General features: G+C 64.0%; 12 protein-coding genes. 7 read left to right on the top strand and 5 right to left on the bottom strand.

Translation table 11 applies throughout. The features are described from left to right. Window positions 1-9: 9 nt before the first annotated feature. From ACTJKE_RS04535 to ACTJKE_RS04525, 3 genes are all read left to right on the top strand, one after another. On the top strand, window positions 10-1,758 hold the full coding sequence (locus tag ACTJKE_RS04535) for a glycerol-3-phosphate dehydrogenase/oxidase (protein ID WP_440691246.1): 1,749 nt from the start codon (window positions 10-12) through the stop codon (window positions 1,756-1,758). After that, window positions 1,731-2,573, top strand: coding sequence for a class I fructose-bisphosphate aldolase (locus tag ACTJKE_RS04530; protein ID WP_057251794.1), 843 nt, complete (start codon window positions 1,731-1,733; stop codon window positions 2,571-2,573). The genes ACTJKE_RS04535 and ACTJKE_RS04530 overlap by 28 nt, the downstream gene beginning before the upstream one ends. A 126-nt stretch (window positions 2,574-2,699) precedes the next feature. Then, a complete protein-coding gene (locus ACTJKE_RS04525) occupies window positions 2,700-4,229 on the top strand; it encodes an FGGY-family carbohydrate kinase (protein ID WP_057251793.1) in 1,530 nt (509 codons plus the stop codon). A 106-nt stretch (window positions 4,230-4,335) separates the two neighbouring features. Here ACTJKE_RS04525 and ACTJKE_RS04520 read toward each other — a convergent pair whose 3' ends face one another. The 5 genes from ACTJKE_RS04520 to ACTJKE_RS04500 all read right to left on the bottom strand — a co-directional run bounded on the left by ACTJKE_RS04520 (window position 4,336) and on the right by ACTJKE_RS04500 (window position 9,904). Continuing rightward, entirely contained in the window at window positions 4,336-4,962 is a 627-nt protein-coding gene (locus tag ACTJKE_RS04520; protein WP_113511498.1) for an outer membrane protein, read from the bottom strand. 209 nt (window positions 4,963-5,171) lie between these two features. Next, a complete protein-coding gene (locus ACTJKE_RS04515; protein WP_058329788.1) occupies window positions 5,172-6,509 on the bottom strand; it encodes a sensor histidine kinase in 1,338 nt (445 codons plus the stop codon). Further along, window positions 6,506-7,180, bottom strand: a complete 675-nt coding sequence (locus ACTJKE_RS04510; protein WP_440691244.1) for a response regulator transcription factor — start codon at window positions 7,178-7,180, stop codon at window positions 6,506-6,508. Before ACTJKE_RS04510 ends, ACTJKE_RS04515 begins: the two co-directional genes overlap by 4 nt. A gap of 262 nt (window positions 7,181-7,442) precedes the next feature. Then, window positions 7,443-9,182, bottom strand: a complete 1,740-nt coding sequence (locus ACTJKE_RS04505; RefSeq protein WP_440660283.1) for a M14 family metallopeptidase — start codon at window positions 9,180-9,182, stop codon at window positions 7,443-7,445. Between the two features lie 56 nt (window positions 9,183-9,238). Beyond that, complete coding sequence (locus ACTJKE_RS04500) at window positions 9,239-9,904, bottom strand: GntR family transcriptional regulator (protein ID WP_440691242.1); 666 nt, start codon at window positions 9,902-9,904, stop codon at window positions 9,239-9,241. A 402-nt stretch (window positions 9,905-10,306) separates the two neighbouring features. Between ACTJKE_RS04500 and ACTJKE_RS04495 the strand changes: the two genes are divergently transcribed. From ACTJKE_RS04495 to ACTJKE_RS04480, 4 genes are all read left to right on the top strand, one after another. Next, the gene (locus tag ACTJKE_RS04495; protein ID WP_058329792.1) at window positions 10,307-11,572 is read left to right on the top strand and encodes an NRAMP family divalent metal transporter; all 1,266 of its coding nucleotides are present in this window, start codon (window positions 10,307-10,309) and stop codon (window positions 11,570-11,572) included. A gap of 123 nt (window positions 11,573-11,695) precedes the next feature. Continuing rightward, window positions 11,696-12,460: a LamB/YcsF family protein gene (locus ACTJKE_RS04490; protein ID WP_058329793.1), complete on the top strand. Its 765-nt coding sequence runs from the start codon at window positions 11,696-11,698 to the stop codon at window positions 12,458-12,460. Between the two features lie 20 nt (window positions 12,461-12,480). Then, complete coding sequence (locus ACTJKE_RS04485; RefSeq protein ID WP_058329794.1) at window positions 12,481-13,287, top strand: putative hydro-lyase; 807 nt, start codon at window positions 12,481-12,483, stop codon at window positions 13,285-13,287. 7 nt (window positions 13,288-13,294) lie between these two features. Further along, entirely contained in the window at window positions 13,295-14,896 is a 1,602-nt protein-coding gene (locus tag ACTJKE_RS04480) for a 5-oxoprolinase/urea amidolyase family protein (RefSeq protein ID WP_058329795.1), read from the top strand. Window positions 14,897-14,903 lie beyond the last annotated feature (7 nt).

Here is a 14,903-nt window from a genome sequence, read left to right as displayed (position 1 = left end):
GCTGGCATCATGAACCGTGAAGAGATTTTCAACGGGCTCGTAGAGAGCCCGAAGGTGGACGTGTGCGTCCTCGGCGGCGGCATCAACGGCCTCAGCGTCTTTCGAGAGCTGGCGCTGCAAGGGATAAACGTGCTGCTCGTCGAGAAGCACGACTACTGTTCGGGCGCCAGTGCTGCGCTGTCGCGCATGGTGCATGGCGGCCTTCGCTATCTCGAAAACGGCGAGTTCAGCCTGGTGCGGGAATCGCTCGTCGAGCGTGACCGGTTGCTCAAGAACGCGCCGCATTACGTGGCGCCGCTTCCAACGACGGTGCCGATCTTCGATATTTTTTCCGGTCTCGCCAACGGGGCCGTGCGGTTTATGGGGCTGACCCGCCGTCCGAGTCGCCGTGGCGCGGTCGCAGTCAAGATGGGCCTTGGCATCTATGATTTCCTGACGCGCAAGCGGGCCCTGATGCCGAAGCACGCCTTTCGCGGGCGACGCGCAACGCTTGCCCGTTGGCCGGCGCTCAATCCCGACATCAAGAGTTCTGCCACCTACTACGACGCCTGGGTCAGCCAGCCGGAGCGTCTCGGTCTCGAGCTCCTGAAGGACGGACATGCTGCCGGCCCACATGCCCATGCGCTCAACTATGCCGAACTGGTCCTTGCGGCGCCCGGGCGATACGAGCTGAAGGACGGTGTCAGCGGCGCGGTCGTTACGATCGAGCCCACGCTTATCATCAACGCCACTGGCGGCTGGATCGATATCGCCAACGGAGCGCTGTTTCCCTCGACGTCAAAGCCGGCGCCGCTGATGGGCGGCACCAAGGGATCGCATCTCATCATCGACAACCCGGCGCTGATGGAAGCGCTCGACGGCCATATGATCTATTATGAGAACGAGGATGGCCGCATCTGCATCCTCTTTCCCTATCTCGGCAAGGTGCTGGTGGGCTCGACCGATATCCGCGTCGACGACCCGGAAACGGTGCGCTGCGAACCGGACGAGCGTGACTACATCCTGCAGTCGCTCGCCTGGGTTCTGCCTGATATCAAGATCCGGCGGGAGGAGGTGGTCTTCCAGTTCTCGGGCGTGCGGCCGCTGCCGGCAAGCGAGGACAGTTTTACCGGACGCATCCCGCGCGACCATTTCTGCACCTTCGTCGAAGCAGTCGACGATGGCCCGCCGGTGCTGTGCATGATCGGCGGCAAGTGGACGACCTTCCGCTCCTTCGGCGAAATGGCGGCAGATCTCACATTGGAGCGTCTGGGCCGGGCGCGCCGTGTCAGTACCGGCGAACGCGCCATTGGCGGCGGGCGGCAGTATCCGTCCGATCGCGATACATGGATCGACGACGTCGCGGCATCCACCGGACTTTCGCGCGAGCGCATGCGCACGCTGTTTACGCGTTATGGAACGGGCTCGAGGCAGATCGCCGATTTCATCGCTGGCGGTGCCGATCACGCCTTGCCATATCCGGATTACTCCGCGCGGGAGCTGCAGTTCCTGGTCCGCAACGAGGCCGTCGAGCATCTCGACGATCTCCTGCTGCGCCGCACGACGCTGGCGATATCTGGCGAACTCTCGCTCGACATGGCCGACGCCGCACTCGCCTTGCTCGCGAGCGAAAAACACTGGTCGTTGCCCCTCGCCGATCACGAGCGCAAACGCTTTCTCACCCTCCTCGCCGAGCGCCATGGCGTCGACGAGGAAACCCTTTCCGCACGGAATGAACAAAGGAGTGCATTATGCGAAACAACAGCAAGGTCCGGATGAACCGTCTTTTCGGTGGTGGACGTTGCCTCGATGTCGCGATCGATCACGGCGTCTGCAATGAACCGTCCTTCCTCAATGGTCTCGAAGACATGTCCGCCGTGGTGAAGGCTCTGGTTGCGGCGGCACCGGACGCGATCCAGATGAACTATGGCCAGGCTGACCTCTTGCAGGACGTGCCCGGCAAGGACAAGCCGGCGCTCGTCATGCGTCTCGACATGGGCAACCCCTATAACCGCATCCGCCACCGGCACATGTGGGCGGTGCTGCAGAACGAGGCCGAGCCGCTGATCGGCGCGCTGGCGATGGACGCCGCCTGCGTCGTCGTCAACCTGTTCATGCTGCCGGACGAGCCCGATCTCTTCCGCCAATGCGTCGCCAATATCTCGCGGGTGCGGGCCGATTGCGACAAATACGGCATGCCGCTGATGATCGAGCCCCTGGTCATGCAGCCGGTGACCGAACAGGGCGGTTACATGGTCGATGGCGATGCCGAGAAGATCGTGACCCTGACCCGGCTTGCGCGCGAGATGGGAGCCGATATCGTCAAGGCGGACCCGACCACCAACGCGGAAGATTTCCACAGGGTCGTCGAGGCGGCGCGCTGCCCGGTCCTGGTGCGCGGCGGCGGCAAAGAAGATCTGCGCAACGTCTTTGCCAAATCGGCGGCCTTGATGCGCCAGGGCGCAATGGGCATGGTCTATGGCCGCAACATCTACCAGCACGCCAATCCGAGCGCCGTCGTGCGCGGGCTGATGGCGATCATCCATGAGGATGCGGGCGGCGAAGAAGCTTACGCGCTCTATCAGCGCGGCTGAGAAGCGCTGGGACGGCATCGCGCCTCAGGGCGCGACGCCTCTTGTGACAGGGTGGAGCGCGTCGCCGTGGAGGACAGCGGCGACGTCTCGGTCGAACGGATTTAGAACCTTGGGAGGGGTTCGCGCATGGGAGAGTATCTGCTCGGGATCGACGCCGGGAACACCGTGATCAAGGCGGTTCTATTTGACCGAGAGGGCAACGAGATCGCGATGGCCGCTGAGGAAGGGCATAGCCAGGTTCCGACGCCCGGCCATGTCGAGCGAGGGCTCGGTGAGCTCTGGAGCCACGCAAAGGTGGTGATCCGCGCCTGTATCGAGCGTGCCGGTATCCGTGCTGATGAGATCGCTGCGATCGGCTGCGCCGGGCATGGCAACGGCCTCTATGCGCTCGATCGTAGCGGCGCGCCTTTGATCGGCATCCAGTCGCTCGATACCCGCGCAGCCGGCCTCGTGGAGGAATGGCAAGCCGAAGGCGTCGGCCAGCGCACCTATCCGATCGCCGGGCAGCGGCCCTGGCCATCGCAGACGCCGACGCTGCTTGCCTGGCTGAAACGCTTTCGCCCGGACCTCTTCGCTAAGATCGGCACGGTGTTTCTTTGCAAGGACTTCGTCGTCAATCGCCTGACCGGTGCCCGCGTCAGCGACGTCTCCGACATGAGTGGAGCGGGGCTGCTCGACGTCGCCGGGCGACGTTATGACGATGGGCTGATGAAGGCCTATGGCCTTCACGACTGCATGGATCTGTTGCCCGATCTCGCCGAAAGCGACGCGATCGTTGGAAGGGTGAGTGAAGAGGCAGCCGTGCAAACGGGACTGGCGGCCGGTACGCCTGTTGTCGGCGGCCTCTTCGACGTCGTCGCCTCGGCGATAGGATCCGGCGTGACAAAGACCGGAGCGGCCTCGATCATTGCCGGTACCTGGAGCATCAACCAGGTCATCATCGAAAAGCCGGACCTCAGCAATCCGATCTTCATGTTCTCGACCTTCGATCGAAACCGCTACATGGCGATCGAGGCGAGCGCGACGTCTGCCGCCAATCTCGAATGGCTGGTACGGGAACTGTTTCCACACGACGGCAAGGACGGCCGCTCACCCTTCGATCTGTGCTGCCAATTGGCGGCCGAGGTCGCGCCTGCGGCGAACGATCCGCTCTACCACCCGTTTCTCTATGGAGCGCAGCAGGATGGCAACGCGCGGGCGGGTTTCTACGGTGTCGCCGGCTGGCACACCAAGGGCCATCTGGTCCGTGCCGTGCTCGAAGGCGTCGCCTTCGGACATCGGCAGCACATCGCGACGATGCGAGCTGCAGGCGCGGGTTTCGACGAGGCGGTGCTCTCAGGCGGCGGATCGCGCAGCCTGATCTGGCCGCAGATCTTTGCGGATGTGCTTGATGTGCCGGTGACGGTCGCGCGTTCGCGCGAGACCGGCGCGCTTGGTGCTGCGATCACCGCGGGTGCCGGCATCGGTCTCTTTGCGGACATTTCCGCCGGAGCTGCGGCGATGGTGCAAACCGACCGCCACTACCGACCGAATGCCGCGCTCGGTGCACACTATGACCGGCGCTTCGCGATCTACGGTGAGATCGCCGCCGCCATGGCGCCGATCTGGCGCCGGCTGGCGACATCAGAGCCGTTGGCGAGGGAAGCGGCGGAGTGATCCGATTTCGGCGTGACGCCCTGCCGTTTGCCGGGCCTGCAACGGCAGGCCCCCTTTCGGGAAGGTCGTCGGCTTAGCAGGGCGCCGCTGCGAACCGGCGGCCCCGTCAGAAGCGCATGTTGATACCGGCCTTGATGACGTGGCTGTTGATGTCCTTTTCACTGGAGCCTGAAACGGTGCTGGTGCGGACATCGGGCGTCATGATGTAGTTGTACTCAAGCTTGGCCGACAGGCCGCCTGCGAAGGCTTGCTCGATGCCGGCGCCAACGAGATAACCGCCCTTGAAGCCGACGTCGTTGCGAACATCGCCGCCTTTCTTGTAGTTGGTCATCGCATAGCCGGCTGTGCCGTAGACGAGCGTCTGGTCGAAGGTGAGGCCGGCCTTCGCCTTGATCGCACCGCGCCATTTTTCCTTGAGCTTGCCGCCATTGACCTTGTGCTCCGTGTCGCCGAGGTAGGAGCCCTCGATCTCGGCACCGACGATGCCCGGGCCGGCCTGCATGTTGTAGCCGGCCTGGACGCCGAGCGCGACGCCGTTGCGATCGGCGAAGGGATTGGGGCTGCCGGTGAAGCCGAGGCCACCATGCGCACCGACATAGGCGCCGCTCCAGCTAAAGGCTGGCGGATCCTGATAATAGGGCGCGGAGAGGTCGGCTGCCTGGGACTGCTGGACGCCGAGGAAGGTTAGCAGGGTAAGACTGGACCAGATCGAAAACTTGCTGGATTGCCGCATGATATTGCTCCGTGGATTGGATAGGGCGCCCTTCGCGGCGCTTCGGTTCTTCCATTTCGCGTCTCGTGCCGGGTAGCGCGGTCGCGAAGCTTGGAAGATGCGCATCCTTTGTCGGCTCCACGGATTGCGCCAACATTGCACAAATTAACTAAGCTGCTGATTTCGTTATTAATTGTCTGTTAATCATGTTGGGTGCCACGCGATCTGTATCATGCCGCGGGCAAGGTGATGCGGAAGCAGGCGCCGCCGGCGGGTTCATCGACAACGGAAATGTGGCCCTTATGGCGACCAACGATTTCGCTGACCAGATGCAGGCCGAGGCCGGCGCCGTGGTCGCGCGGCTGCAGGCGATGGAACGGCTCGAAGATGCGTTCACGCTCGCGTTCGGGAATGCCGGGGCCTTCATCGGTGACCTCGATCACGCCGCCGCGCTCGACGCGGATGGTGATGAGACCACCGGCATGCTCGAGCGCATTGCGCACCAGGTTGGTGACCGCCCGCTCGATGGCGCCGGCATCGCCTCGCGCAACGACACGCTCGACGTCCGAAGCGAAGGAGAGTTCGCAGCCGGCCGAAAGCGCGAGCGGCGCGAGGTCGGCGGCGACGTCACGGCACAGCGACACTAGGTCGAGCGTGGAAAAGTCCGCGCCATCGCGATCGATCCGCTCGAGGTCCAGCAACTGTTCCGCAAGCCCCGCGATGCGATTGGAATCGATCAACAGGCGGTTTCTGAGCGGCCCGGCGTCCATGCTTTCCAGTCGCGTCTGCAGGATGGCGACCGGCGTCCTCAGTTCATGCGCCGCATCCAGAATGAAGCGCTGTCGCCGTTCGTACCCCTCGTCCAGTCGCTGCAGCGCGCCATTGAATGCCTCTACCAGCGGACGCACTTCGCCGGGAACCCGATGATCGGACAAGCGGGCGCCGCGGCGATCGACGTCGATCTTCTTGGCCTGATCGACCATATCGGCGAGGCCGGCAAAGGCACGCCTGACGATGATCGGGATGGCAAGGGCCGGGATCAGCACGACGATGAGCACGATCGGAAGCAGCACCAGGTTTGCCAGCAGGAAAACCGCGAAGGACGCGCTCCACAGCCGGCCACCGCCCGCAAGCACCGTATAGGTTCCGCTTTCCGTGGTCACCGAGCGCACGATCGACGAGAGCGTGTAGGGCTCGACGCTGTCTCGCATGTCGCCAAAGGCGATCCGATCCAGATGTTCGCCAATGTTGCGGTAGGCGTCCGGCACGGGGCCGCTGCGGATCATGTCGCCGCGTTCGTTTCTCGCGACGAACCAGAAATCAGGAGACTCGGCCCGCATGGCAAGCAATTGCGGTGTCTCGACCAGCGACAATCCACCTGTGGGATCCGACCGGATCGCGCCGGCTGCGACCGAAGCTGCGTCGGCATCGAGGAACTTTCCGCCAAGATCGGCGCGCGTCAGCAATGCCATGAGGCCGGCGACGACCGCCATCAACAGGAGCACCTGAAAGGTGAGGATCTGCCAGATCAGGCGCTTCTTCAAAGAGTTGACGGATGACGTGCTCATGGCGAAGGCCTCAGCAGATAACCAACGCCGCGGATGCTGTGGATCTCCACGCCGGCGCAGGTGTCGGCAAGCTTCCGGCGCAGCCGCGAGACATGCGCGTCGAGCGAGTTGGATTGGATCTCGTCATCGTAGCCGTAGACCGACTCCTCCAAGGTCGAGCGCTGTACCGTGCGACCCTGCCGCCGCGCCAGCGTCTCCAGCACCAGCAGTTCGCGACGGGGCAGGTCGAGCAACTGGCCGTTCACCTGCGCCTGCCTGCCGTCGAAATCGAAGACGAGTTTGCCGATGCGTGCCGTCATCGGGGCGATATCCGGCGAACGCCGCATGAGGGCGCGGATCCGCGCCAACAGTTCTTCCACGGCAAAGGGCTTGGCGAGATAGTCGTCGGCGCCCATGTCGAGGCCACGGACACGCTCGTCGACCGCGCCACGCGCGGTCAGAACAATCACGGGAACTCCGGATTTCAGCGCACGGACGCGCGGGATCAGTGACAGCCCGTCGCCATCGGGCAATTGGCGATCGAGGATGATGCCGTCATGCACGTGATTGGCGAGCGCCGCCAATGCATGGTCGAGCGTTGGCGCATGATCCAGGATCATGTCGTAGCGACCGAGCGCGGCGCTGAGCGCCGCCGCCATTTCCAGCTCGTCCTCGACAAGGAGCAGGCGCATTGAATTCTCCGAATACGATAGATGGTGCCTCACGTCTGGTCGACGAGGATTGCAGCAACGTTGCGGCGCATGGGTGCGCGGGCGTGTGCCGGTTCTAGCGGGACACGCAATGGCACGGCAATGCAGCCTCGTCAGGCTTTACCGTATTCGGTGGTGGGGCGTCGGATGGCCAAAATCGCCAGCGGCGGCTTGTCGCTTGCGGGGAACGCTCAAGGGGTCGGCTTTTGGGCGGCGGCACTGGATACCGTCGCCCTGTGAGGCTTTAGGCGATGGCCATCATCCGCTGAAACGCGTCGTAGGCGGCAAGCACCGTTTCCTTCTGGGCGTCGTGGCCAGCGATGAAGGCATCGCCATAGATGGTCTCGTCCGGATATTCGGTGATCAGCGTCAGCGGCGCCGTGTGGCGGTCGTCGACCGAGATCATGCAGGGAAAGCCGTTGATGATCCGGAAGCCGGTTTCGCCGGCGTGGGTCTCGTAGAGCGCGATCTGCGCGTCGTTATAGGCGAGCAGGCCAGGAACCTTGGCGAGCCGCTCGGTGACTGCCTCGACCAGCCGTTCGGCGCGGTCGGTCCAATCGGCATGATGGCGCATGATCAGGAAGAAGCCCTTGGGCAGCGTCCACATGGCGAAGCCCCGCGGCACGTAGCCCGAAAGCGGCCGGGTCCATTCGTGCGAGGGATAGCCGTGCAGGTTGACGTGCAATTGTGCGCCGGTCAGGCGTTCGGCTTCCTTGCGGATTTCGCGCTCGTTGAGCGCTGCGCCAGTGCGGTATTCGAGGTCATCGCCAAGTGCTGTGTAGCGGGCGGCGTGATGCATGTGCAGCGGATTGTCCACCCGCAGCCGCTGGTGCACGGCGTAGCCGTCGGGGTTTTCGAGCGGCGAGATGGTGAAATGGGTGCCTGAGCGGGCGGCAAGCGCCTGGGCTGCGCGCAGCACCCCGACGATGCCGGTCGTCTCGTTCGGATGCTGGCCGCCGCTGATCATGACCGGCGCATCAGTCCCCTTGTGGTAGCGGGCCTTCACCGGCCGGCCGGCGCGCGACTGTGCCTCGAAGGGCTGGCCATCGATCGCGGCGAGTTCCGTGTGGATCTGCGCCACCGTCAGCGGCGCTTCGGCGGTTTCGAGCGTCTGGGCTTCGCCCTCGGCATCCCCTGCCTGCAAGGGCCGCGCTTCGACGACGACGGTCGGCTTGCCGACGCCAAAGACGATCTCCGGTATGATCTGACCGGGTTTCAGCCCGCGGTCGCCGAGGGGACGACCGGACTTCTTCTGGAAGACTTCGAGCAGCGAGAAATAGAAGTCCTCGTGCAGCGCCTCACGAAGGCTCAAGACCTCTTCGCCGACGGGCAGGCGGAAGTCGGTGATCGGCAGGGTCACGCGGATGTTGAGCTCTTCGAAATAGGGCTCGCTATCGCCCCAGGCGTGGTCGGCAATCGCCTGCATGGTGCCGGCAAAGAGCCGCTCATAGTCGGTTTCGAGATGGCATTCGCGACATTTGTCGCAGCCTTCGTCGAGACGAATCCACCCGGTCGGCGAAAGCAGAGTTTCACCGACGAAATCGGTATGGATACGGTTTGGCGCGAAGACGGCGTGGCTTTGCTGGCGCCCATCGCGGAAAGTCAGCGCGACGTCGTAGGTGAAGGCTGCCTTGCTGCCGGCCTCAAAGCGGATATCGGCATCGCCGACGAGAGCGGCAAGCGGATAGGCTTCGAGCAGGAAGCGGTTCTGCGCAGCGCCCTCATGCTGGGGATAACCGACGACGACGCCGGCGAGTGCTGCGCGGTCGATCTCTTCGAGGAAGAAATGCAGCAGCGGCTTGTAGGCGCTCCTGAGTGTCGCCTTCACGCCAAAGCTGGCAAGCTTCTGTTCCGCTGCCTTGCGGCTTGCGGCATCGTCGAAGAGCCAGGCTTCGACTTTGGTGCCGCGGGCCGCTTCCTTGCCGTAGGTGGTGAGAAGGGTATCGAGCGTGCGCTCGAACGTGGCTGCAAAAATCGTCGTCATTGCGAAGCTTTGCCGGTTGGGGCCAGTCAGAGGCGCCAGCACTGACGAATCTCGCATCACCCGTTGCCCGAATCAATCCGCGAGAAGGCGGCAAGGACGGTTCGCTCCGACTGCATCAGATAGGCCTCGAGCGAAGCGGCTGCCTCCGCGGTCAATCCGGCCTCAAGCTTTTCGAGGATTGCTGCGTTGAGATCGACGTAAGGCGCGTGCAACAGCTCGGGATCGGCAAGCAGGCCGAAGCTGAGGCGCAATTCCGCGGCGATCTGGGCATAGAAGACGTTCAGCCGCTGGCTGTCGGCAAGGTCGACGATGGCCGCGTGAAAGACCATGTTCTCGCTGCCGACGGTGACCCAATCCTTGGCGGCGCGTGCCGTTCGTGCCCGCCCGACAGCCGCACGCATGCGCGCTACTGCCGGATGATTCGGGTAGGCCTTGGCGAGCGCCTGGCATTCGATCATGCGGCGTACCCGGTAGATATCGATGATCGAAGCCATACTGGGCGTGGCGACAAAGACGCCGCGATTGGGTTCGTGCCGGAGCAGGCCTTCCTTGGTCAGTAACCGAAATGCCTCGCGCAGCGAATTGCGCGACACATCCAGTCCGGCGCTGAGCGCCGCCTCGGACAGCCGCTGGCCGGGCTTGAGTTCGCCGGCGATCAGCTTGTCGCGGATTTCCTCCGCCAGCCGCGGCGCAAGCGCCGATGTGATATCTTGTTCGACCATCAAAGCCCCTTAGGCGGGCACGCATGAAGCGCAGCGCCCTGTAAAACGATATAGCGGTTTGGGCCCGCGGGAGCCAAGTGTGGGAGCGACGCAGTCTGTGGACGGAGGCAACACCACGTCGCGCACACGGTCCATCGGACGAATATGAGTGAGAAGACCCGCAGCCGTCTCCTTATCGTTGACGCGCGAAAAGAGGCAAGAGCTACCGCAAATGTGACTACAACGTGCGCAGCCAAGGCCTATAGGCGTGTTGCTCAACATTTTGGCAATCTGGTAGAACGATGCAGTAAAATTGTTGAACAATCTTGACAGAATTGTGAAACGTGTCACCGTGGCATCCGTTAACAAATTCATGCGGGCTCTCCTCGGAGAGAGAGGCAGTCCGCGAATAAGGAGGGGTTCATGGAACAGTCAGCTATTTCATCCGCAGGAGCGGTTCCGGCCGCACCGACGCCGATGTCTGTCACGTCGCGTCGCGCGGCGTTGACGGCGGCGATCTTCCTGATGGCCACCTCGGCCATCGGCCCGGGTTTCATCACCCAGACGGCGACATTCACCACCAAACTCGGCGCGGCCTTCGCCTTTGCAATCCTCGCCTCAATCCTGATCGACTTCGTCGTGCAGCTGAACATCTGGCGGATCGTGACGCTGACGAAGATGCGCGCGTCTGATCTCGCCAATGCGGCCATCCCCGGCTCCGGCTACGTGCTGGCCGTTCTCGTCATCATCGGCGGATTGTTTTTCAACATCGGTAACATCGGCGGCACCGGTCTCGGCATCAACGCGATGATCGGGCTTGATCCGAAGGTCGGCGGTGCGATCAGCGCCCTGCTCTCGATCGGTATCTTCCTGTCGAAGCGGGCCGGTATGGCGGTCGACCGCTTCATCATCCTTGCCGGCATCCTGATGATCGCATTGACCGTCTACGTTGCCTTCGCATCGGCACCGCCGGTCGGCGATGCGCTGTTCCAGACGTTCCTGCCATCCACTATCGATTTCGCCACCATCACCACCATCGTTGGCGGCACGGTTGGCGGCTACATCACCTATTCCGGCGCCCATCGCCTGCTCGACAAGGGCACGGTCGGCATCGAAAACCTCGGTGCGGTCAACCGCGCAGCGCTCACCGGCATCGCTGTCACTGGCGTCATGCGCTACGTGCTGTTCCTCGCGGTTCTCGGCGTGGTTGCGAGCGGCGTCGTCATCGACGTCTCGGGCAAGGGCGCAAACCCGGCGGCCCAGGCCTTCCAGGCTGCGGCCGGCGATATCGGCATGCGCATCTTCGGCGTCATCCTCTGGGCCGCCGCCATCACCTCTGTCATCGGCGCTGCCTACACCTCGGTTTCCTTCATCACCATTTTTAAGAAGGACATCACCGAACGCGCCCGCAACATCGCGACGGTCGTCTTCATTGCCGTATCGCTCTTCTTCTACGTGATCATCACAACACCCCCGGCCCAGATGTTGGTCTTCGTCGGTGGTCTGAACGGCCTTATCCTGCCGATCGGCCTGTCGATCTTCATCTACGCGGCCTGGGCTCGCTCCGATCTCATGGGTGGATATCGGTATCCGCGTTGGTTGCTGGCGCTTGGCGTGCTGGTCTCGGCGCTGACCTGGTACATGGGCTACAAGTCGATCGGCCCGATCTTTGCGCTGCTCACAGCCTAAAGCGGACGTGGAAAAGTGCGGGCGGTCAGCCGCCCGCAACCGGCCCTAACCTACGAGAATTGATCGCGGTTGTGATCTTGGACCGATGCGGGCCGCGATCAGTGCGATCCAAGGAGATCCGACATGACTGCCATCGATCTGAACAGCGACCTTGGCGAAAGCTATGGCGCCTGGGGCATGGGCGACGATGCGGCGATGCTTGCCATCGTTTCCAGCGCCAACGTCGCCTGCGGCTTCCATGCCGGCGATCCGCTCGGCATCTTGAAAACGGTGCGGGCGGCCGCTGAAAAGGGTGTTTCGGTCGGGGCACATGTATCCTATCCCGATCGCGTCGGCTTCGGTCGACGCGACATGGATGTCACCAGCGCGGAACTGACCGCCGACGTCATCTACCAGATCGGCGCGCTGAAGGGCGTTGCCGCTGCCGCCGGGGTTGCCGTTTCCTACGTCAAGCCGCACGGCGCGCTCTACAACCGCATCGCCCATGACCCGAAACAGGGCCAGGCGGTGATCGACGGCATCAGGGCCATCGATCCGGATCTGGTGCTGATGGGGCTGGCCGGTGCGCCCATCCTCGAACTCGCCCGCAAATCGGGCCTCAGGACCGTCGCCGAGGCCTTCGCCGATCGTGCCTATACGCTGGACGGCCAGCTCGTCTCGCGCCGTGAGCCGGGTGCCGTGCTGCACGATACGGGTGTGATCGCCCGCCGCATGCTGCAGCTTGCCCACGAGGGTTCGCTCGAAGCGATCGACGGCTCGACCATCAAGATCGATGCGCAGTCGATCTGCGTGCATGGCGACAGCCCCGATGCAGTCGCGATCGCTCGGGCCATCCGCCAGGCCTTCGAGACCGACGGCATCACCGTTCGATCATTCTTGGCAGCCTGAGCAGACACCGGGAGGAAATCATGATTGCGATCGAGAACCTCGGCCACATCGATGCGGGACCGGCGCGCCTGGCGCGTGAGCGCTACCGCGGCGGCAGCGTCGAGCCGACGTCCGGGGTTGCGCCCGGCTTCACCCAGGCGAACATGATCGTGCTGCCGCGAGACTGGGCCTTCGATTTCCTGCTTTACGCCCAGCGCAATCCCAAGGCCTGCCCGGTGCTCGACGTTTCCGATCCCGGCTCGCATGCGACACTGCTGGCGCCCGGTGCGGATCTGCGCACCGACCTGCCGCTCTACCGGATCTGGCGCGACGGCAAGCTTGCCGAGGAAACGGCCGATGCGACTGCCGCCTGGGCGGAACACCCTGATCTCGTCAGCTTTCTGATCGGCTGCAGCTTCACCTTTGAAACGCCGATGGTCGAGGCGGGGATCGAGATCCGCCACATCACCGACAAGACCAACGTGCCGATGTACCTGACCGACAGGGCCTGCCGTCCGGCCGGCCGGCTGCATGGCAATATGGTCGTGTCCATGCGGCCGATCAAGGCGAGCCGCGTCGCCGATGCGGCGACGATCTCCGGACGGTTTCCGGCGGTTCATGGCGCACCGGTCCATATCGGCGCACCGGAAGAAATCGGCATCCGGGATCTGGCGAAGCCGGAGTTCGGCGATCCGGTCAGGATCGAGCCCGGCGAGATCCCGGTGTTCTGGGCCTGTGGCGTTACCCCGCAGGCGGCCGTGATGGCGTCCGGCGTTCCCTTTGCCATCACCCACGCGCCCGGGCATATGTTCATCACCGACATTCCCGACACCGCCTATCACACCTGAGGATCCGATGCGCTTCCTTCCCGTCAACCTGACGACCCTTCTGGTCGAACTCGCCGATCTCGACGAGACGCTGGCGCTGTTTGCGTCGCTCGAAACCGATCCGGTCGAGGGCATCGTGGACATGGTGCCGGCTGCCCGCACGCTGATGATCCGCTTTCGCGCGGAAAAGCTCACGGCTGAGCGGCTGGCCGGAGATATCGCCACCCGCGACCTCTCCGCCCGTATCGCGCCTTCCGACCAACTCGTCGAAATCCCGGTTCGCTATGACGGCGAAGACCTTGCCGATGTGGCTGAACTGACCGGCCTTTCCGTCGAGGAGGTCATCCGCCGCCACACCGACAGCACTTTTACCGTCGCCTTCTGCGGCTTTGCGCCCGGCTTCGGCTATCTCGTCGGCGGTGATCCTGCGCTTCAGGTGCCGCGCCGCCAAAGCCCGCGCACCCGGATCCCGGCCGGCTCTGTCGCTCTGGCGGGCGCCTTTTCCGGTGTCTATCCGCAGGCGAGCCCCGGCGGCTGGCAGATCATCGGCACGACGCCGGAAAAGATGTGGGATCTGTCGCGCGATCCGCCGGCGCTGTTCCAGCCCGGCTACCGGGTGCGCTTTTTCGATCTCGAAAAGCGGTCGGTGTCGGTTTTGGCCACGCCGGTCAAGGCTTTGGACAGCGCTTCGGCCGCGATCGCTGCAGACGCGGTCACGCTGAAGGTGCTGGCCGCGCCGATGCCGGCGCTGATCCAGGATCTCGGGCGCTTCGGCCAGACCGGTCAGGGCGTGTCTTCCTCCGGCGCGCTCGACCGTGGGGCGCTGCAGGCGGCCAACCGTGTCGTCGGCAATGCCGCCGGAACGCCCTGCCTCGAAATCATTCTCGGCGGCTTTTCCTTCGAAGCGTCGGGCCGTACGGTCATCGCGCTCACCGGCGCGCCCTGTCCGATTTCGATCCGCGACGCTTGCGGGCGCACGATCACCGCCGAGACCTATCAGCCGGTCTCGCTGGAGCCCGGCGACGTCGTGACGCTCGGCCATGCATCGTGCGGCATGCGCAGCTATCTCGCCATCCGCGGCGGCTTGAAGGTGAAGCCGGTGCTCGGCAGCGCCTCGACCGATACGCTCGCCGTCGTCGGCCCGGGCCCCGTTACGGCGGGCACGGTCCTGACGGTTCAAGACGAAACCGGGGCGCTGGCGAGCGTCTCGCTGACCGAAACGCCAGCTTTCGCCTTTCCCGCTTCCGGAGAGACCGTGACGCTCGACGTCATCATGGGTCCGCGCAGCGACTGGTTTACGGATGCGGGCATCGCCAGCCTCTCCGGTCAGCTCTGGCAGGTGACGCCGCTGTCGAACCGTGTCGGCATCCGCCTTTCCGGTGAAACCGCACTCGAGCGCAGGGACAAGACGGAACTGCCGAGTGAGGGAACGGCGACCGGCGCCATCCAAGTGCCCCATAGCGGTCAGCCGGTACTGTTCCTCGCCGACCATCCGCTCACCGGCGGTTACCCGGTCATCGGCACGGTCGCCGAATACCATCTCGATCTCGCCGGGCAGATCCCGGTCAATGCCCAGATCCGCTTCCGGCCCGTGACGACGTTTGCGGATGTTCGGCCCACACGGGCCTGAGACTGCA

This window comes from Ensifer sp. 22521 (assembly GCF_052044795.1).
GTDB lineage: Bacteria > Pseudomonadota > Alphaproteobacteria > Rhizobiales > Rhizobiaceae > Ensifer.
Note: the sequence above shows the minus strand (reverse complement) of the source record. Positions and strands in the feature narration are given on the sequence as shown.

Coding starts and splice junctions, on each gene's coding strand:
- ACTJKE_RS04535 (WP_440691246.1), top strand. CDS start 10: ATGAACCGTGAAGAGATTTTCAACGGGCTCGTAGAGAGCCCGAAGGTG.
- ACTJKE_RS04530 (WP_057251794.1), top strand. CDS start 1,731: ATGCGAAACAACAGCAAGGTCCGGATGAACCGTCTTTTCGGTGGTGGA.
- ACTJKE_RS04525 (WP_057251793.1), top strand. CDS start 2,700: ATGGGAGAGTATCTGCTCGGGATCGACGCCGGGAACACCGTGATCAAG.
- ACTJKE_RS04520 (WP_113511498.1), bottom strand. CDS start 4,962: ATGCGGCAATCCAGCAAGTTTTCGATCTGGTCCAGTCTTACCCTGCTA.
- ACTJKE_RS04515 (WP_058329788.1), bottom strand. CDS start 6,509: ATGAGCACGTCATCCGTCAACTCTTTGAAGAAGCGCCTGATCTGGCAG.
- ACTJKE_RS04510 (WP_440691244.1), bottom strand. CDS start 7,180: ATGCGCCTGCTCCTTGTCGAGGACGAGCTGGAAATGGCGGCGGCGCTC.
- ACTJKE_RS04505 (WP_440660283.1), bottom strand. CDS start 9,182: ATGACGACGATTTTTGCAGCCACGTTCGAGCGCACGCTCGATACCCTT.
- ACTJKE_RS04500 (WP_440691242.1), bottom strand. CDS start 9,904: ATGGTCGAACAAGATATCACATCGGCGCTTGCGCCGCGGCTGGCGGAG.
- ACTJKE_RS04495 (WP_058329792.1), top strand. CDS start 10,307: ATGGAACAGTCAGCTATTTCATCCGCAGGAGCGGTTCCGGCCGCACCG.
- ACTJKE_RS04490 (WP_058329793.1), top strand. CDS start 11,696: ATGACTGCCATCGATCTGAACAGCGACCTTGGCGAAAGCTATGGCGCC.
- ACTJKE_RS04485 (WP_058329794.1), top strand. CDS start 12,481: ATGATTGCGATCGAGAACCTCGGCCACATCGATGCGGGACCGGCGCGC.
- ACTJKE_RS04480 (WP_058329795.1), top strand. CDS start 13,295: ATGCGCTTCCTTCCCGTCAACCTGACGACCCTTCTGGTCGAACTCGCC.